We start from the raw sequence: 18192 nt of genomic DNA on the forward strand, positions 1-18192 counted from the left end.
GATATTGGACTGTTTTGAGGTTGGAAAAGTTTAAATAAAATCCGCCATGACCGCCCTGACCATTTTGGCCCTTTCCCCGTCCCGCTCATGGGCCTCCATCCTGGCGTCCAGCATGATCTGCAGATGGGCCGGCTGGGTGGTGATCAGCAGTTTGTTCAGGGCGTTAAGCCCCATCCTGGGAAACAGGCCCAGGAAAATGCCCAGACGCAGGGAGGATGTCAGCTCCAAAAATTCCCGGGAGGAAAGCATCCGGGCGTTGGCCAGGATGCCGAAGGCCCTCCAGATGTTGTCCTCGGTCTGCCGGCGGACGTGATCCATGATGTATCGGCGGGCCTCCAGTTCCTGTTCCATCAGGCTGCGGCCCACCCGCTCCACATGCTCTATTATCTCCAGCTCGTTCCGGCCCAGGGTGGCCCGGTTGGAGATCTGGAAGATATCCCCGGCCACCTCGCTGCCCTCGCCGTAGAATCCCCGCACCAGGATCCCCTCAGCCTCCAGCTGGTTTAAAAGTTTTTCTATCCTCTTGGCCCGCACCAGGGCCGGCAGGTGGATCAGCAGCGAGGCCCTTAAGCCGGTCCCCAGGTTGCTGGGACAACAGGTCAGAAATCCCCACTCCGGGGAATAGGCCATCGCCAGTCTCCGCTGCAGCTGATCGTCCACCTGGTCGACTATCCGGAAGGCCTCGATCAGGTCCAGGCCCGGCAGCAGGCTCTGCATCCGGATGTGGTCCTCTTCGTTGATCATCAGGTCCAGCGACTGGTTCCTTCCCACCAGCACCCCGGCCCCGTTCTTTTTGTCCATCAGGTCGGAGCTGATCAGCCGGCGCTCCCACAGGGCCGTCCTGTCCAGCTGGTTCAGGACCTCCAGGTCGAAAAAGGCCGCACCGCCGAAATAATTGATCGCTGACGAAGCTTTTCTGACCTCCTCCCGGACCAGGCTGCGCTCAGCCTGACCGGAACGGCCGGGAAAAATATGCTCCGCCAGATTGCGGGCCAGCCGCACCCGGCTGGAGATCACCACTCCGGGGTCGCTGTCCGAGGCTGTCAGCCATCCGGCCTCCTGGCCGATCAGGCCCTGTATGCCGTTGTCGGGAAGGTTCATTTGGTCCCGCTGGTCTCCAATTGTTTGATCTGGTCGCGCAAGGCTGCCGCCCTCTCGTATTCCTCTTTGAGCACCGCTGCCTGCAGGTCCAGCTTAAGCCGCTCCACCCTGTTTTCGGAGGGCGCGGCTTTGATCTCACCGGGGGCCGGGGCGGCCTTGCCCAGATGATCGTTGAGGCCGTGTATCTGCCTGACCAGGGGCTTGAGACTGGCGTTAAATACCTGGTAGCAGCCGGGGCAGCCCAGCCGGCCCAGCTTTTTGAAATCGGTCAGGGCCAGCCCGCATCGGGGGCATTGGGTCTGATTATCCTCGTCCTGCTCGGCGCTGATATCGCGGATCATCCCGGCCAGCATGTCCCCCAGGGAGGACAGGGCCAGGTTCAGGCTCTTGGCCAGGCCTTTCAGCTCGGCGCATTCCCGGCACAGGTTGTAGTCGGTGTTCCGGCTGTCCCGCACCTCGGTATAGCGCATCACCGCCTGGTTCTTTTTGCACAGATCGCAGATCATAATGAGTTGTTCAATAATTTTTAAATATTGAGGAATAAACTCCCGCACCCATTCAGACTGTCGGGCATGATAGATTTCTCAGGGTGACATACTTACATATCAGCTAACATAAGTAAATATAGCCATTAAACCCCGCTTTGTCAACCCCTGGCAACCTAAGTGGGATTGCTGGAAGTTTTCAATTTCCGGCGGTGAAAAGCTCCCCGGAAACGGCCGATATGTCCGGCCGGCTGCCCAGGGCTATCCTGGCGCAGAAGCTCTTCCCGGCGATGAACTCCAGGGGCTGGCGGATGGTCCGGACCAGCTTCTCCAGCTTCTCCCGGGAGGGATTGCGGTCCTCCGGCCACCAGACCTCCAGTTTTGATCCCTCCCATTTTATCCGGACCGCGCCCAGGCTGGCCGCCCCCAGCCGGAGCCGGGCCGCCTCGATAAGACGGCTGACCTCCTCCGGCGGCGGGCCGAACCGGTCGGACATCTCTTCTCGGATCTTCTCCAGTTTCTCCATGTCGCCGGCCTTGTTCAGCTGGCGGTAGAGGTTGATCCTCTCGTTGGGATCCTCCACATAATCCTGCGGGATCAGGGCCCTTCCCGGGATCTCCACCCTGACGTCGATCTGGGGCACCGCCGGAAGCCCTTTCAGCTCCCGGACCGCCTCCTCCAGCAGCTGGCAGTAGAGCTCGAAGCCCACCGCGATCATGTTGCCGTGCTGCTCCCGCCCCAGAAGGTTGCCGGCGCCACGGATCTCCAGGTCCCGCAGGGCCAGCTGGAAACCGGAGCCCAGCTCGGACAGCTCCTCGATCACCCTCAGCCGCTTGCGGGCCGTCTCGTTGATCCGCCCCCCCTTGGGGATGATCAGGTGGGCGAAGGCCCGCTTGTTGGAGCGCCCCACCCGGCCCCGCAGCTGGTACAGCTGGGCCAGCCCGAACTTGTCGGCCCGGTTGATGATGATGGTGTTGACGTTGGGCATGTCCAGCCCCGACTCGATGATGGTGGTGGCCACCAGCACGTCGTAGCGCTTGGCGGCGAAGGCCAGCATCACCCGCTCCAGCTCCCGCTCCTCCATCTGGCCGTGGGCCAAGGCCACCTCGACCCCCGGCACCAGGCTGGCGATGTAGGCGGCCATGGCGGCGATGGATTGCACCCGGTTGTGCAGGAAGAACACCTGGCCGCCCCGGTCGGCCTCCCGCAGGATGGCCTCTTTGATCCGGTCGGCGTTCCACAATGACACTTCGGTGATCACCGCCAGGCGGTCCTTGGGCGGGGTCTCGATGTTGGAGATGTCCCGGGCTCCCAATAATGACATGTGCAGGGTCCGGGGTATGGGGGTGGCGGTCATGGTCAGCACGTCCACCGCCTTGAACAGCTGCTTGAGCTTCTCCTTGTGGGCCACCCCGAAGCGCTGTTCCTCGTCCACCACCAGCAGGCCCAGCTTTTTGAACTGGACGTCCTTCTGGATCAGGCGGTGGGTGCCGATGACGATGTCCACCTCGCCGGCGGCTATGGCTTTGATGACCGTCTTCTGGTCGCCGTGCTTGCGGAAACGGGACAGCATCTCCACCTTGACGGGATAATCGACCAGCCGCTCCCGGAAGGTCTGGTAATGCTGTTCGGCCAGCACCGTGGTGGGCACCAGCACCGCCGCCTGGCGCCCGTCCATCACCGCCTTGAAGGCCGCCCGGATGGCCACCTCGGTCTTGCCGTAGCCCACGTCGCCGCACAGCAGGCGGTCCATGGGCCTGTCGCTCTCCATGTCGGCCTTGATCTCCTCGATGGCCCTCAATTGATCGACTGTCTCCTGGTAGATGAAGGAGGCCTCCAGCTCCTTCTGCCACAGGGTGTCGGGCGAGAATTTTACCCCCGGCTGGGATTTGCGGGCCGCATACAGGGCCAGCAGCTCCTTGGCCATGTCATGGGCCGAACGCTTGGCCCGGGCCTTGGTCTCCTCCCAAACCGCCGAGCCCAGCTTGGAGAGGTTGGGATGCTGACCCTCCTCGGCCGAGTATTTCTGGATTCGCTTCAGCTGGTCCACCGGCAGGTACAGCTTGTCGTTGTCCCGGAAGATCAGCAGCAGGCATTCGGTCTGGCTGCCCCCGATGTCCAGGCTGCGCAGCCCCTGGTACTGGCAGATGCCGTGGTCCACGTGCACCATGAAGTCGCCCTTCCTCAGGGCCTCCAGGCTGCGGATGGCCCCGCCCCCCTTGAAGAACCTTCGGGACCTTCTCCGTTTCTCCCGGGCGAAGATCTCCCGCTCGGTGACGGCGCACAAAAGGGCCTCGGGAAAGATGAAGCCGCTGTGCAGCCCGGCCACCGTGATCTGGCTGACCCGGGCCCTGGTCTGGCCGTCGATGATCTCGTTCAGGCGCTCCTGCTGTCCCTGGTTGTCGCACAGCAGAAAGATCTGATAGTTGTCCTGGTGCAGCTTTTCGATCCTGGCCCCCAGCAGGTCCAGATTGGACATGAAGGGCTCCACCGGCTGAAGGCCGATGCGGACCATCTCCTCGGGAGCCTTTTCCTCGGACATCCCGAAGCCGGCCCCGGAGGTGACCAGCAGGCGGCCGAAGGTTGCCAGCCCCCGCCGGAACTGTTCGCCGGAAGCGAATCGGTTGTCGTTGAGCATGTCCCGGTATTCCTCGGACAGCTCGGCCCATTCGGAGGAGATCTCGCCCGGCTCGTCCATGATCACCAGGCAATTCTCCGGCAGGTGCTCCAGCAGCAATGCCGTTCTCTGGGAGGTCTCCAGCCGGGGCAGGATGGTGACATTCTCCAGCCGGGCGGTGGAGCGCTGGTCCAGCAGGCTGAAACGGCGCAGCGAGACCAGGATATCGTCGTCCAGCTCCAGCCTGACCGGCCCCTCCTCGCTGTACCCGGCGATGTCGATGATGGAGCCACGCAGGCTGATGTCCCCGATGCCCGACACCACCGGCTGGCGCTCATAGCCGGAGTCTATAAGACGCTCCAGCAATTCCTCCCTATCGATCTTCATGCCCAAAGAAAGGTCTATCCTGCGCTGGCCGAACTCGGCCGGGTTGATGGTGCGCTGGATGACCGACCGGGCCGAGGCCAGGATCAGGGCCGGCTGTTTGTCGGATAACGCCTGCAGGCATTCCATCCGGCTGCCCACCAGTTCCACGTCCGGCTCCTTCTGGTCGCCCGGCAGGATGTCCCAGGCCGCCCACCATCTGATGTTGTCCGGACCCAGCAGGACCGAGAGATTGTCCCGCTGCCGCTCGGCCTCCTCGTCGCCGGGGGTGATCCACAGCAGGGTCCGGGGCCTCTTGGCGTAAAGACCGGAGACGACCACCGACTTGCCGGCCTCGCAGGGCCCGGTCAGGCCGAAAAGCTTCTGCTCCGAGGCATACAGCTTAAAAAGCTTGTCAAATGACGGGCTTTGGCAGACCGCTTTTGAAAATTTATCCCAAATCATGAATTATGGATTTTGATTCTTTATGTTTTTATTTGTATATATCTGGAAAGAAACTATTTTTGCAAAGTATAGCCCCTTGCTACTTTCTTGTGACCAAGAAAGTAGCCAAAGAAGTCTTCACCGCCCAGTTCTGCGGATAGCAAGGCCTACGCCCCGGCATTCATTGAACCAGAGCAAGCAGGATGCACATGGCACAATGACTGCTTTTTCGGGGCTGAAGCATAGCCGCTCCACTTAAAGGCTGACCCCACCCACACTCCTTCCCCTCGAGGGGAGGGAGGCCACCAGGCAGGGAGAGGTTGGGTCGCATCAGCGCTGCTGTCTGGCTAAAGCTGCCGTGAAAAATGTCTTGCCTGCGTAAGCCCTGTTTCGTGATCAAGACATTTAGGCAGCTGGTTTCGGGGCTACCGGGCAGCGGTGCAGCGACAGTTCTCTTTGTAGCTTTCTCTTCAAAGAGAAAGCGGAACAAAGGAAATGACACATGCTATCGTAATTTATTTCAAAATACAGAAAAGGATTCCTGTGTTTCGTGGGCAGCGTCCCCGAACCGCAAACGCCGAAAGGCCAAGGCCCCGCTAACATGGGGGGTCTTGGCTGTTCTTATAATTGATCAGAAATAATTATACACCGAAAGGATATTTTTGTAAAGCCTTATGATCAGGTGCGGTAGGCCATGAATTCCCCGTATTCCCCGCAATATTCAAAACCTATCTTCCGGTAGCATCTGACGGCCCCGGCATTGTCGGCCTTGACGTTGAGCCCGATGACGTCCACCGTCTTCAAGAGATTTTGACAAAGGGCGGCGGTGGCCTTTGTCCCCAGCCCCTGGCCCCGCAGTTCCGGCAATGTGGCGATGTTTCCCAGCGCCGCCACTTTGTACTGCGGCGAGTAGACATGGATCCCGGCGATGCTTACCAGTTTCCCGTTCTGCCGCAGGCCGAAGTACTGTCCGGTCTCCAGCATCCGGGCATCGAACCAGTTGCCGGGATAGCTGGCGGCGTAGAAATCCGATATCTCTTCCCTGTGGGAGGCGCCCAATGGCATGGTCCCGGCAGTATCGATATTTTTTAGAACCTCCGGCCGGGACAGCACCATCTTATGGTGGGTGCCGTGTGATTCTAAGCGAAATTTTTCTTTCAAGATCGCTTCCAGGCCCGGGGTCAGATGACAGTAGAACCTGTCCGGCAATTCACCGGCCAGCTGAGCCAGAAGCTCTTTCATGAAAGGGGATCCCGGCTGGTCCAGGGCCAAAAGGACCGGCAGTTCGGTGCCCTTATATAACAGGGCGATGGCCTTTGTTTCCCCGTCAACCTGATGCGCATACCAGGTGGTGTAAGGAAAGAAGAAATCATCCAGGTCGCCCAGCTCGTAGAGGTGCAGGGCGGGGTTTTGGCGCAGGAACGATTCGATGATGGTCTTGCCCGTTAAAATTTTCATAGTACGCAGATCAACGCAGATTCAACTGATACCTTTGAATAAATAAACAAGATCCGTGTTCATCCGTGTCCCATTAAAGGCGTTTCCCCAGGCAAAGCTTTCTGGTTCAGCTTTTTCACCTCCCTCAGGATCATCACCGCGGTGATGGAGGCGGCGGTCAGGTCGGCGATCGGGCCGGACAGCCACACCCCGTCGATCCCCAGCAGCGGCGGCAGGATCAGCACCATCGGGATCAGCACGATCACCTGGCGCAGCATATTGAGGAACATGGAGATCCTGGCCTTGCCGATGGCCTGGAAGAAGTTGGAGCCCACCACCTGGAAGCCCACCACCGGGAACATGAACAGCAGGATCCGCATGCCGCGGACCCCTATCTCGGCCAGCCGGGGATCGCTGGTGTTGAACAGCGAGATGATGAAATTCGGGAATATCTCCACCGCCAGCCACCCGCTTACGGTGATGCCGGTGGCCGCGATCAGGGCCAGCTTGAGGGTGCGCTTGACCCGTCCGAAATTCCTGGCCCCGTAGTTGAAGCCGATGATGGGCTGGGAGGCCATGTTGATGGCGATCACGCAGAACACCACCATCATGGCCACGCTGTTGATGATCCCCATGGCCCCCACCGCCAGGTCCCCGCCGTACTTGATCAGCTGGATGTTGAACAGGGCGTTGATGACGCTGCCGGCCAGCTGCATGGCGAAGGGCGCCATCCCGATGGAGAAGATCCCCAGCACGATCTTCTTCTCCAGCCGCATATTGGCGGGATGCAGTCGCAGGCCGGTCTTATTGCCGGTGAAGTGCAGCAGCACCCAGGCGCTGGTGATGGCCATGGAGATCACCGTGGCCACGGCCGCCCCGGCCACTCCCATATGAAAGACGAAGATGAACAGAGGGTCCAGCAGGGCGTTGGCCGCCGCCCCGATCAGCATGGTGTACATGGCGGCCTTGGCGTGGCCCTCGGCCCGGATCATGTTGTTCATGCCGAATCCCAGCCCCTGGAAGATATTTCCCCACAGGATGATGGTGATGTACTGCTTGGCGTAGCCCAGGGTGTCCGGCCCGGCCCCGAACAGGGCCAGGATGGTGTCCCGGAAGATCAGCCCCAGCACCGTTACGCCCAGGGAGATGATCACCAGCAGGGTGAAGGCGTTGCCCAGGATCTTCTCGGCCTCCGGCTTGTTCTGCTGGCCCAGCCGGATTGATACCAGCGAGGCCGAGCCCATGCCCACCAGCATGCCGAAGGCCATGGCGATGATCATGATGGGAAATGTGACCGACAGGCCGGACAGCGCCAGCGCCCCCACCCCCCGCCCGATGTAGATCCGGTCCACGATGTTGTAGAGGGTGTTGGCCAGCACGCCGATGATGGCCGGCAGAAAATATTTCAACAGCAGTTTGCCTACCGGGGTCTGCCCCAGTTCCTGGGAACGGTCCAAAATAGTTGCTCCTACGAAGTTTTTACCATTGCCCACGAAACACACGAAATTTCACGAAAACAATTTAGACATTTTAGTGTTTTTAGTGGGCTAAAAAAAACAGTGCGGGCAGCGAAACCCGCACCGTGTTAGGTATTATAACTGAAAATATTTATTTATTCAATATTCTATATACAATAAAATATACAGCTTTTATATATCTACACCATAGTCTTCTCGTATTTGTTTGATTGTAATAATACGCGTGGTTAATATATTCACAGCATCAGAGCCAAAATGACCTTTTATCATTTCAATTTTTCTGATTAACGGTAAAATTTCAGTTTCATCATTAATAATCAAATATTTTATGTCTTCCGGTTCAAAATCAAGTTTATGCTTTTGGGATAAAGCTCCATTATATAAATCGTCTACTGATCCACTATTATATGTTTCTGCGGCAATTGCCCATGGTAAATCATTTTCTACCTTTGGCACATAACGCCACTCACGTTCATCATAAAATCTTACTCTTTTAATTTTATCCTCTCTTTTTAATTTTCCCTCATATGGTTTTATAAAACTCAATAGCCCTTGCTCACTATTTTGTGCTTTTATTGCTTCACCATGATTACCACAATTTTTTTGTTTATTTAAAATATTCAATGTTGTTTTTATAATATTATTTATTTTTGTATCTTTTCGTATATATAAGACCGGAGAAACCCCATTTTTTACACCCCATTCTTTCGATAAACCGATACCATATGAACCATATGTTTTTATATGTTTATTAATATTGAACAATGGCAAATCACAAAAACATACCATTGGTATTTTGAGTCTATATTTCTCTTTCCTATTACCAAACATTATTGTATAGTCTTCTATACAATAATGGGGGCAAAAGGAATTTTTCAAAATGCCAATTAAATTATCCATACTTTTTGTAAAATGGAATAGCGAATTAGCACTTACTGAGCTGTCATTTTTACTCATTTTCATAAAAATGCCTTATATAATTTATTTAAAAACTATAACTCAAGTCTCTCAAAGCTTTTCTTGGTGATCTCCGATTTCACCTTCCCGGTGTGCTCTATCCCGGCCGGTTCGAACAGCATCAGCTTCACCAGCCCCTTGGGCACCACCCGATGCTCGGTGCCCCGCTTCACTATGTACATCTCGCCCGCCTTCAATATGGCGCTGCCGCCCTTCTCCTGGACCTCCAGCTCCCCGTCCAGCACATAGAACATCTCGTCCTCGTGGTCGTGGGTGTGCCACGGCACCTTGTCGCCCTGGCACTTCACCAGCATCACCAGCTGTCCGTTAAGCTCGCCGATGATTTTCGGGGAAAAAGTGTCCTGGAACATCCCAAAACATTTTTCCAGGTTTATCGCTTTTGGCATATCACTCCTGTTGAACTGTGTTTGCCGGGTTAAGTTTCAGGAAATCCCCGTCGATGATCAATAATTTCGCCCCCTTTTCCGTCACCGAGCGGTGCGAGCTTAATTCATCCGAGACCACATAGGTCATCCCCCGGTTCATGGCCTGTTTTGTCCCGTCCTGGGACTCACTGACAAAATCCCCTTCCAGGCAATGCACTATATGACCTTTCTGGCACCAATGGTCGGCGACATACCCTCTGGAATATTCGACCAACCTCACCCGCAGTCCCTGGAATTGAATGGTCTGCCAATAGGCAACCCCGGTCTCCCCCTTATGTTCGGTCCTGGGAACCTTTGTCCAGTCGATGGCTTGAAATGCGATATTCTGGGTACTCATAGATCCTCCACAATGTTACTTCAAATAACTATACACCCCGCCCCAGGCAAAAATCAAGGAAATTTTGGCGCCCAGGGTGTTTAGCGATAGGCTAAAAACCTATCGCTTGGTTTCATCAAGGCCGCAGTTGCGGCCTCCACGGCAGGCTTCGACAAAGCCTAGTTGAATAACCGCGATATTATTTCCTGTCCGCCTTTGGCGGAATGGTATCGCTGAATAAAAACCAAGCCCGGATGGGCTTCCATCCGGGCTTGACCTAACCCCCCGCCCCTTCCCTCGTTCAGCCGCCGTAGCCAAACAGGGCATAATATTTAAGCATACTTTGACGAAGGAGGCAGGGAAGGGGATAAAGGGGTTGGGTTCGTAAAAATCCCTCTCCAAATTCATTTGGAGAGGGGCAGGGGTGAGGTCAGTACTTCTCTATCCACTCTATGGCCCGGACCAGCTCAAAGTCGGCATCCCCCGGCAGGGCATGCCCCACCCCGGAGAAGAAATTGAAGCTGGCGGTGATCCCGGCCTTGGTGAACTGCCTGATGGCCTGGATATTCTTCTCTATCCTCTCCTCCGGCTCCAGCTCGCCCATCAGCACATAAAATATGATCTTATTTTTGGCGGCTTCGGCCATCAGGGGATCCAGTTCGGTCCCATAGCCCGGACCGATGGGAATGGAGCCGATGAAGAGGTCGGGATGCTTCAGGCCCAGGTAGTAGCTGTAATATCCGCCCTGGGAGAAGCCGGCGATGATCATCCGCTTTTCGTCTATTTGATACTTGGCCTTCAGCAAGGCGATGGTCTCCATGATCCTTTTATCCGCCGGCTCCCATTCCCCCCAGTTGAAGCTGTTCTTGCCCATCACCTCCGGGGCGTAGGGACAGCAGACGATGTAGCCCTTCTTGCTGCCGGCCGCTTTGAAGGCCTTGGAGAAGTTCACCGGCTCTCCTCCGAAGCCGTGCATGGCTATCAGCAGGGGGTATTTTTTTCCCGGATCGAACCCCTCGGGCAGCAGCACCACCGGTTCGTTGGTGCGGCCCTTTATCTTTTCCATTAATTTTGCCGACCGGGCCAGGGCCTTTTTATAGCCCTTGGATTTGCGGATGTTGTTAAAATCCTCGTCCTGGTCAAAATTGTACATCCCGGCATCGATGGCCTGGTTGAGCCAGGCCAGCGCCTGCTTTTCATCGCCCAGCAGGCTGTAATTGCAGGCGATGTTGTAGATCACCGTGGTGTGCCCCGGCCGGAATCTTAGTGCCGCCTGGTACTCTTCGATGGACTGCCGGTACAGCTTCTGCCCGTAGCTGGTGTTGGCCATCTGGATGTAGACGGCTCCCGAATCGGTCTGGGCCGCTGCCAGAGAGGCCAGGCCCAGCAGGGCGATGACGAGAAGCATGAGTTTTTTCATATCAGCTCCTTTTCTATTGTTAGAATAAAATACCTAAGTCTAGTGAAACTTCACCGCAAAGACACAAAGAACGCAAAGCATGATTTAAATGGTTCCTTGGCGAACTTTGCGCCTTGGCGGTTTAAATTGACGCTTCTACTTTCACGGCTTCCACTTTCTCAGCCTCAGGCTGTTGCTCACCACGCTGACCGACGAGAAGGCCATGGCCAGGGCCGCCAGCATGGGGTTCAGCAGTATCCCCCAGAGGGGATACAGCGCCCCGGCGGCCACCGGTATCCCGATGACGTTGTAGAAGAAGGCCCAGAAAAGGTTCTGCTTGATGATCCTGAGAGTGGCCCGGGAGAGCTTCAGCGACCTGGCGATCAGCTCCAGGTTGTCCCCCATCAGGATGATGTCGGCCGATTCGATGGCCACGTCGGTCCCCCGGCCCATGGCTATCCCGATGTCGGCCTGGGCCAGCGCCGGTGCGTCGTTGATCCCGTCGCCCACCATGGCCACCTTGACGTTGCCGGCCTGGGCTTTCCTCACCTGCTCCGCCTTGTCGCCCGGCAGCACCTGGGCCATCACCTGGTCGATCCCCAGCTGTCCGGCGATGTTCAGGGCCGCCTCCCGGTGGTCCCCGGTGATCATGGCGGTCCTCAGGCCCAGGCCCTTGAGGCCGGCGATGGCCCGGACGGCATTCTCCCGCAGGGTGTCGGCCACCGCGATGATCCCGGCCGGACGGGAGTCGATGGAAATATAGACCACGGTCTTGCCCTCCTGCTGCAGTCGGCCGGCCAGCTTTTCCAGCTTGTCAAATGAGATATCTCTCTCATCCATCAGTTTTTCATTGCCCACTTCCACCATCCGGCCGCCCACCCGGCAGCTGAGGCCGGCGCCCGGTAGGGCCTTGAAATCCCAGGCTTCCAACAATGATATTTTCTTCAGCCGGGCGTAATCGGTTATGGCCCGGCCGATGGGATGTTCCGAAGAACCCTCGGCCGAGGCGGCCAGGGCCAGCAGGTCCTCCTCGGTGAACTCCGGCATCACCGCCACGTTGGCCACGGCGATCCTCCCGGAGGTCAGCGTCCCGGTCTTGTCGAACAAAATGCTGGTGATGCTGCCGGCCTGTTCCAGCACCTCGCCCCGCCGGATCAGTATCCCCAGCTCGGCCCCCCGTCCGGTGCCGGCCATGATGGCGGTGGGGGTGGCCAGCCCCAGGGCGCAGGGGCAGGCGATCACCAGCACCGCCACCGCGTTGATCAGGGCCATATTGAATGACGGTCCCCAGATCAGCCAGGCGATAAAGGTGGCGGCGGCCACCGCCATCACTACCGGGACGAAGATGGCGGCGATCCGGTCGGCCAGCCTCTGGATGGGAGCCTTGCTGCCCTGGGCCTCCTCCACTAATTTGATGATCTGGGCCAGCACCGTTTCGCTTCCCACTTTATCGGCCCGAAAGCGGAAACTGCCCGTCTTGTTGATAGTGCCGCCGATGATCTTGTCGCCGGTGTTTTTGTCGGCCGGGATGCTCTCCCCGGTGATCATCGATTCATCGATGGAGGAATACCCCTGGGTGATGACCCCGTCGGCGGCGATCCTCTCCCCCGGCCGGACCATTATGATGTCCCCGACGATAAGCTGCTCCAGAGGAGTTTCTATTTCGCCGCCTTCCTTGAATACCCTGGCGGTCCTGGCCTGCAGGCCGACCAGCCGCTTGATGGCCTCCGAGGTCCGGCCCCGGGCTTTGGCCTCCAGCATTCGGCCCAACAGGATCAGGGTGATGATCACCGCCGCTGAATCGTAGTAGTAGGCCGGTTCCCGTCCCGCCCCGGCGAAGAATTCCGGCCAGAAGGTGGCCGCCAGGCTGTAGCCGAAGGCGGCAGTGGTCCCCACCGCCACCAAGGTGTTCATGTCGGCATTGCGCCGTTTTATCGAGGCCCACAAACCCTGGTAGAACGGCCAGCCGGAGAATATCTGGACCGGGGCCGCCAGAGCCAGCATCACATAAGGATCATAAAGCCAGCGGGGAACAAAGGGAAGAAGCATGTGCATCCCGCCCAAAAAGACCGGAACGGCGAATATCAGGGCGAATAAAAACCTTTTTTTGAGCGACAGGTAATATTCCTCCCGCCGGGCATCCCCGGAGACCGCCGGAGCACCTGGCACATTTTCGGATTTGGCGGATCCTTCCGGCACCTGGTATCCGGCTTCTGTTATGATGGTTTTTATCCTCTCCCTATCCGTCGCATCCGGAAGATAGGCGATATCGGCCCTCTCGGTGGCCAGGTTGACGCTGGCCGAGATAACGCCCGAACTTTTCGCCAGGGCCCTCTCCACGTTCAGCACGCAGGAGGCGCAGTGCATGCCCCCCACCGGCAGGGAGAGCTTTTGGACAGGAACCTGATAGCCCGAATTATTGATGGCTGTAACTATCCCGGCGATATCGATCCGGCCTTCATCGTATTCGATGAAGGCCTTCTCGGCGGCCAGGTTGGCGCTGGCCGAAACTATCCCGGCGAGCTTTTTCAGATGCTGCTCGAGGTTATTGACGCAGGAGGCGCAGTGCATCCCGCTGACGGGGATCTCGGTTTTTTTCATGTATACTCTCTCGTCTTGACTGGTTTCCTGGCCCGCAGCCGGTCCATCCTTATCCTGTATTCCACATCCCGGGTCTGGTCATACAACTTTTCCGAAAGCTCTCCGGCTGCCTCAAGGTAATCGTTATCGCCGGTATGCCGGTAAAGCCCGATGCAGGCCCCCATTTTGATGGATTCCGATGCTTCACTTTCAGCCAGTTCTTTTAATCCCTTGAGTGCCGAAGCTTCCCCCTGTTCCAGTTCCAGCAATAAAGACAAAAATCCCATCACGGCTGTCTGCTCGGGATCCTCCTGTTCCCGGTTCAACGATGCGGCCTGCCGGAGCAAATTGGAAGCTTCGGCGGGATTATTTTGTTCCAATAAAAGTTCTGCCAGGGTGTTTAAAATGATCACCCTCAGGTTGGTCAGCTTGCTTTTGCCGGCAATCTCCAGGGCGGCGCGCAAAAGGCTTTGGGGCTTGTCCGGGTCCCCGGCCAACTCCTCAAGTTTGCTCAGGTTCACCAGTGCTATGATCTGGCCCGGACAATCCTCCATTTCTTCGGTAAGTTTTTTATGCTCCTCAAGATGATGTCTGGCCTGATCCCACCGGCCAAGCTGCAGGCAGACCACCCCCTCATTCCCCGTGGCCACGGAAACCACCCGGATATACCCTATTTCCGAAGCCGCCTGGACCGCCTTATGCAGATATTCCAGCGATTTTTCCAGCTGGGCCTGTCTCTTAAACAACAACCCCAGATTGCAGGTCACGCCGCAGAGGGTCCTTTTGTCCCCGATCTTGGTGGCCAGCTCCATCTGCCTTTGCATATGCTCAATGGCCGTATCATATTCGCCCTGGTACAGGTACATATTGCCGGAATTCCCCTCGGCCAGCGAAACTCCCAACAGGTCGCCGGTCTCTTCGGCCAGCTTCTTTTGCTGCCGGTAGCATTCCAGGGCCCGGTCCAGCATCTTCTGCTCGGCATAGATCACCCCCAGGTTGCCCCAGGCTATCCCCAGCTCCATTTTATTCCCGGTTTTTTCCGCCCAGTCCTTTCGTTCGGTAAAACATTCTATGGCCTTCTGGTAATCGCCCTGCTCCCCATAAACCCCGCCCATGGCCCCCATGGCCTTAGCCACTCCCCCCTGATCTCCCATGATCCGAAAATACCGCATGGCTTCTTCCAGGCATTTCTGGGCTTTGGGGTACTCGCTTTTAATTCTGTTTAATTCGCCCAGGCGGAAAAGGCTTTCGGCCCTTTCGTGGTCTGCCCCCAGGCGCTCCCCGGCAGCCAGCACCTGCTGATACAGATCGCCCGCTTTGTCCCACAATCCGGCCACCACCTGGACCTCGGCCTTCCTCAGGGCGATGCCGCTGGGATAGCCCTCTTTGCTGCCGTCGGCTGACGATATCCAGTGCCGTTCTATTTTATAGCATCCCTTGCGCATTATCTTGGTTTTAAAAATCCATCTGTTTGATATTCAATTGGTCCAGATGATTGGTATCGTTCAGGCAGGTCAGCACGAACCTTTTCCCGTCCCATTCCAGGGTGGTCAGGCCGCAGGGCGAAAGTTTTATGTTCCAGAATCCCTCCGGCCCCATGTTCAGCATCCTCATCAGGATCAGCTTGAGGATCACCCGGTGGGTGACCACGGCGATGGTCGATTCTATGGGGTGGTCTTCTATCATCCCCTTGATGGCCCTCATGGACTGGGCCTGGACATCCTTGATGTTGCTGGCCCCCGGGATCCTGGCCTTCCAGGGATTCTCCCGCCAGGCCTGGTATTGCTTGGGATACTTCTGCTTCACCTCCTGGTGGGCCAGCCCCTCCCACTCCCCGAAGCACATGTCCACCAGCCCGGGTCCCACCATCACCGGCAGGCCCTGCAGACGGGCGATGGCCTCTGCGGTGTACATGGCCCGCTTGAGCGAGCTGGAATAGATGGCATCTATCCGGCGCGATTTAAGCCGCTCCCCCAGGGCCTCGGCCTGCTGGCGCCCGGTCTTGTCCAGCTCGATGTCCTTTGACCCGCGGAAGATCTGCTCTTTGTTCCATTGGGTCTGGCCGTGCCTGACCAGTATCAGTTCCACCTATATCTCCTTTGAAACGTGAAACCCCTTCCATTATACCGATTATATCCCTAAAAGCAATATAAATGATGGAATATTTTAAAAGCCAGCAGGGTCATTGCTGGCTGTGATATCTGTCAAGAAATCCCCGGCTCCATTCATCAAACTTGTCATCTGATATGGCCTGCCTGATATTTTCCATCATCGCCAGGTAGAACCGCAGGTTGTGCACCGTGGCCAGGTGGGCGGCCAGTATCTCCCCGGACATGAACAGGTGCCGGAGGTAGGCCCGGCTGAAGTTGCGGCACAGGTAGCAGTCGCAGGACTCGTCCACCGGGCCCAGGTCGTCCTGATGAACGGCGTTCTTCATGGCCAGCTTGCCCGAAGAGGTGAACAGGCTGCCGTTGCGGGCGTTGCGGGTGGGGATCACGCAGTCGAACATGTCCACCCCCAGGGAGACGCCTTTGATGATGTCCTCTGGGAATCCCACTCCCATCATGTACCTCGGGCTATCGGAGGGAAGGACCTGGTTGGCGGCCTCGATGGCCTCCCAGGTGGCCTCCTTGGGCTCCCCGATGGCCAGCCCGCCGATGGCATAACCTTCGAATCCTATGTCCAGCATCTCCCGGGCGCTGCGCTGGCGCAGTTCCGGCCGGGTGCCGCCCTGGACGATCCCGAAAAGCGCCTGGCTTTCTCTGTCGCCGTCCTTCAGCTCCAGGAATTTTTGGCGGCATCTTCTGGCCCAGCGGGTGGTCCGGGCGGTGGAGTCCCCGGTATATTCAGGGCTGGAGGGATAGGGAATGCATTCGTCGAAATTCATGATGATATCGGCCCCCAGGTCGACCTCCAGCTGCATCACATTCTCGGGGGTGAATTTATGAGAGGAGCCGTCCAGGTGCGACTGGAACTCCACCCCGTCCTCTTTGATCTTCCTGAGATCGGCCAGGCTGAAGACCTGGAATCCCCCGGAATCGGTGAGGATCGGCCGGTCCCAGCCCATGAACTTATGCAGGCCTCCGGCCTTTTTGACCGTCTCCTGCCCGGGCCTTAAGTACAGGTGATAGGCATTGCCCAGGATGATCCGGGCCCCGGCCGCATCAAGATCCTGCGGGGTCATGGCCTTGACCGTGCCCTGGGTCCCCACCGGCATGAAGATGGGGGTGGGGACCTCACCGTGGTCGGTGGTGATCACCCCCTGCCTGGCCCGGCCGGATGTATGTTCTAATTTGAATTGCATCTTTTCACGCTGGACTTCATAGGTTATAGTTTTTATGAATAGACCTCCCCTTCATCCCCTCCTTGAGCTTGTGCTGAGTATATCGAAGTGCAAGGAGGGGGTTGGGGGTGGTTCAGACTATCAGCATGGCGTCGCCGTAGCTGTAGAAGCGGTATCTTTCTTTGATCGCCTCCCGGTAGGCCTCCATCACCTTCTCCCGCCCGGCCAGGGCCGACACCAGCATGATTAGGGTGGATTTGGGCAGATGGAAGTTGGTGATCAAGGCATCAACGATTTTGAACTGATACGGCGGGTAAATGAATATCTCGGTCCAGTCCGACAGCTGGCCGCTCTGTCCGAAGCTCTCCAAAGCCCGGCTGGTGGTGGTCCCCACGGCGATGATCCTCCGATTTCCTATATCCGATTTATTTAATTTTTTCCCCACTTCATGGCTGATCTGATAGTACTCCGCATCCATCTTGTGCTCCCGGATATCCTCGGCCTCCACCCCCTTGAAGGTTCCCCAGCCGACATGCAGCAGGATCTCCAGCACTTCCACCCCTTTGGTCTTGATCCTCTCCATCAGCTCCGGGGTGAAATGCAACCCGGCGGTGGGCGCCGCCACCGCTCCGGCATCCTTGGCATATATGGTCTGGTAGCGGTCCTTGTCCGCCTGATGGGGATCCCGGTCGATATAGGGCGGCAGGGGCACCTGCCCCACTTTTTCCAAGGTTTGATAAAAGTCACCCTGATGAGTGAATCTGACCAGCCGCTGTCCGCCCGGGCGGTATTCAATTATCTCGGCCTCCATCATTCCATCCCTGAACTCGACCTGGGCCCCGGGCATCAGGCGGCGGCCGGGACGAACCAAGCAGTTCCACAGGCCTTCAGCCTCCTGCCGCAATAGAAGGATCTCCGCCTCCCCGCCGGTTCCTTTTTTATGGCCGATCAGCCGGGCCGGGATCACCCTGGTATTGTTGACCACCAGGATATCGGAGGGCCTTAGGTACTCAACAATATCACTGAACCGGCGGTGTTCTATCCGGCCGTCACCGCGATAAAGCACCATCAGCCGGGAGGCATCCCGCTTCTCGGCGGGGCTTTTGGCGATAAGCTCCGGAGGGAGATTATAGTCAAAGGAGGAGAGTTTCATATTCGTCAGAATCGTCAGCTGTTTTATTTTGAATCATACCTTGAATTTATTATAGCATATGATACTAGTTTGTTCAATTCATAAAAAAGACGCCTTTAAAGGCGTCCTCGAAAAGCATCTATATTTGATCCAC

At 57.2% G+C, this 18192-nt stretch carries 14 protein-coding genes; all 14 read right to left on the reverse strand.

The window, feature by feature from the left end:
- Positions 1–30: 30 nt before the first annotated feature.
- On the reverse strand, positions 31–1101 hold the full coding sequence (locus RDU76_02205; GenBank protein MDQ7797742.1) for an ATP--guanido phosphotransferase: 1071 nt from the start codon (positions 1099–1101) through the stop codon (positions 31–33).
- The gene (locus RDU76_02210; GenBank protein ID MDQ7797743.1) at positions 1098–1607 is read right to left on the reverse strand and encodes a UvrB/UvrC motif-containing protein; all 510 of its coding nucleotides are present in this window, start codon (positions 1605–1607) and stop codon (positions 1098–1100) included. Before RDU76_02210 ends, RDU76_02205 begins: the two co-directional genes overlap by 4 nt.
- Before the next feature lie 178 nt (positions 1608–1785).
- Complete coding sequence (gene mfd, locus RDU76_02215; GenBank protein ID MDQ7797744.1) at positions 1786–5031, reverse strand: transcription-repair coupling factor; 3246 nt, start codon at positions 5029–5031, stop codon at positions 1786–1788.
- Positions 5032–5688: 657 nt separating this feature from the next.
- Positions 5689–6468: a GNAT family N-acetyltransferase gene (locus tag RDU76_02220; GenBank protein MDQ7797745.1), complete on the reverse strand. Its 780-nt coding sequence runs from the start codon at positions 6466–6468 to the stop codon at positions 5689–5691.
- 59 nt (positions 6469–6527) lie between these two features.
- On the reverse strand, positions 6528–7904 hold the full coding sequence (locus RDU76_02225) for an MATE family efflux transporter (protein MDQ7797746.1): 1377 nt from the start codon (positions 7902–7904) through the stop codon (positions 6528–6530).
- A 192-nt stretch (positions 7905–8096) separates the two neighbouring features.
- On the reverse strand, positions 8097–8888 hold the full coding sequence (locus RDU76_02230) for an abortive infection system antitoxin AbiGi family protein (protein MDQ7797747.1): 792 nt from the start codon (positions 8886–8888) through the stop codon (positions 8097–8099).
- A 29-nt stretch (positions 8889–8917) separates the two neighbouring features.
- Positions 8918–9289 carry a cupin domain-containing protein gene (locus RDU76_02235; GenBank protein MDQ7797748.1) on the reverse strand — a complete coding sequence of 124 codons (372 nt, stop codon included), beginning with the start codon at positions 9287–9289 and terminating at the stop codon, positions 8918–8920.
- 1 nt (position 9290) lies between these two features.
- Complete coding sequence (locus RDU76_02240) at positions 9291–9665, reverse strand: DHCW motif cupin fold protein (protein MDQ7797749.1); 375 nt, start codon at positions 9663–9665, stop codon at positions 9291–9293.
- 409 nt (positions 9666–10074) lie between these two features.
- A complete protein-coding gene (locus tag RDU76_02245; GenBank protein ID MDQ7797750.1) occupies positions 10075–11064 on the reverse strand; it encodes an alpha/beta hydrolase-fold protein in 990 nt (329 codons plus the stop codon).
- A 141-nt stretch (positions 11065–11205) separates the two neighbouring features.
- Positions 11206–13644, reverse strand: coding sequence for a heavy metal translocating P-type ATPase (locus tag RDU76_02250; GenBank protein MDQ7797751.1), 2439 nt, complete (start codon positions 13642–13644; stop codon positions 11206–11208).
- The gene (locus RDU76_02255) at positions 13641–15068 is read right to left on the reverse strand and encodes a tetratricopeptide repeat protein (protein ID MDQ7797752.1); all 1428 of its coding nucleotides are present in this window, start codon (positions 15066–15068) and stop codon (positions 13641–13643) included. Before RDU76_02255 ends, RDU76_02250 begins: the two co-directional genes overlap by 4 nt.
- Positions 15069–15078: 10 nt before the next feature.
- The gene (locus RDU76_02260; protein ID MDQ7797753.1) at positions 15079–15711 is read right to left on the reverse strand and encodes a histidine phosphatase family protein; all 633 of its coding nucleotides are present in this window, start codon (positions 15709–15711) and stop codon (positions 15079–15081) included.
- 94 nt (positions 15712–15805) lie between these two features.
- Positions 15806–16927 (reverse strand): tRNA guanosine(34) transglycosylase Tgt, encoded by a 1122-nt coding sequence (tgt, locus tag RDU76_02265; GenBank protein ID MDQ7797754.1) that lies wholly within the window; start codon positions 16925–16927, stop codon positions 15806–15808.
- A 112-nt stretch (positions 16928–17039) separates the two neighbouring features.
- Entirely contained in the window at positions 17040–18059 is a 1020-nt protein-coding gene (gene queA, locus RDU76_02270; protein MDQ7797755.1) for a tRNA preQ1(34) S-adenosylmethionine ribosyltransferase-isomerase QueA, read from the reverse strand.
- Positions 18060–18192 lie beyond the last annotated feature (133 nt).

It is taken from the genome of Candidatus Edwardsbacteria bacterium (assembly GCA_031082425.1).
Lineage (GTDB): Bacteria > Edwardsbacteria > AC1 > AC1 > EtOH8 > UBA2226.

Coding starts and splice junctions, on each gene's coding strand:
- RDU76_02205 (MDQ7797742.1), bottom strand. CDS start 1,101: ATGAACCTTCCCGACAACGGCATACAGGGCCTGATCGGCCAGGAGGCC.
- RDU76_02210 (MDQ7797743.1), bottom strand. CDS start 1,607: ATGATCTGCGATCTGTGCAAAAAGAACCAGGCGGTGATGCGCTATACC.
- mfd (MDQ7797744.1), bottom strand. CDS start 5,031: ATGATTTGGGATAAATTTTCAAAAGCGGTCTGCCAAAGCCCGTCATTT.
- RDU76_02220 (MDQ7797745.1), bottom strand. CDS start 6,468: ATGAAAATTTTAACGGGCAAGACCATCATCGAATCGTTCCTGCGCCAA.
- RDU76_02230 (MDQ7797747.1), bottom strand. CDS start 8,888: ATGAAAATGAGTAAAAATGACAGCTCAGTAAGTGCTAATTCGCTATTC.
- RDU76_02235 (MDQ7797748.1), bottom strand. CDS start 9,289: ATGCCAAAAGCGATAAACCTGGAAAAATGTTTTGGGATGTTCCAGGAC.
- RDU76_02240 (MDQ7797749.1), bottom strand. CDS start 9,665: ATGAGTACCCAGAATATCGCATTTCAAGCCATCGACTGGACAAAGGTT.
- RDU76_02245 (MDQ7797750.1), bottom strand. CDS start 11,064: ATGAAAAAACTCATGCTTCTCGTCATCGCCCTGCTGGGCCTGGCCTCT.
- RDU76_02250 (MDQ7797751.1), bottom strand. CDS start 13,644: ATGAAAAAAACCGAGATCCCCGTCAGCGGGATGCACTGCGCCTCCTGC.
- RDU76_02255 (MDQ7797752.1), bottom strand. CDS start 15,068: ATGCGCAAGGGATGCTATAAAATAGAACGGCACTGGATATCGTCAGCC.
- tgt (MDQ7797754.1), bottom strand. CDS start 16,927: ATGCAATTCAAATTAGAACATACATCCGGCCGGGCCAGGCAGGGGGTG.
- queA (MDQ7797755.1), bottom strand. CDS start 18,059: ATGAAACTCTCCTCCTTTGACTATAATCTCCCTCCGGAGCTTATCGCC.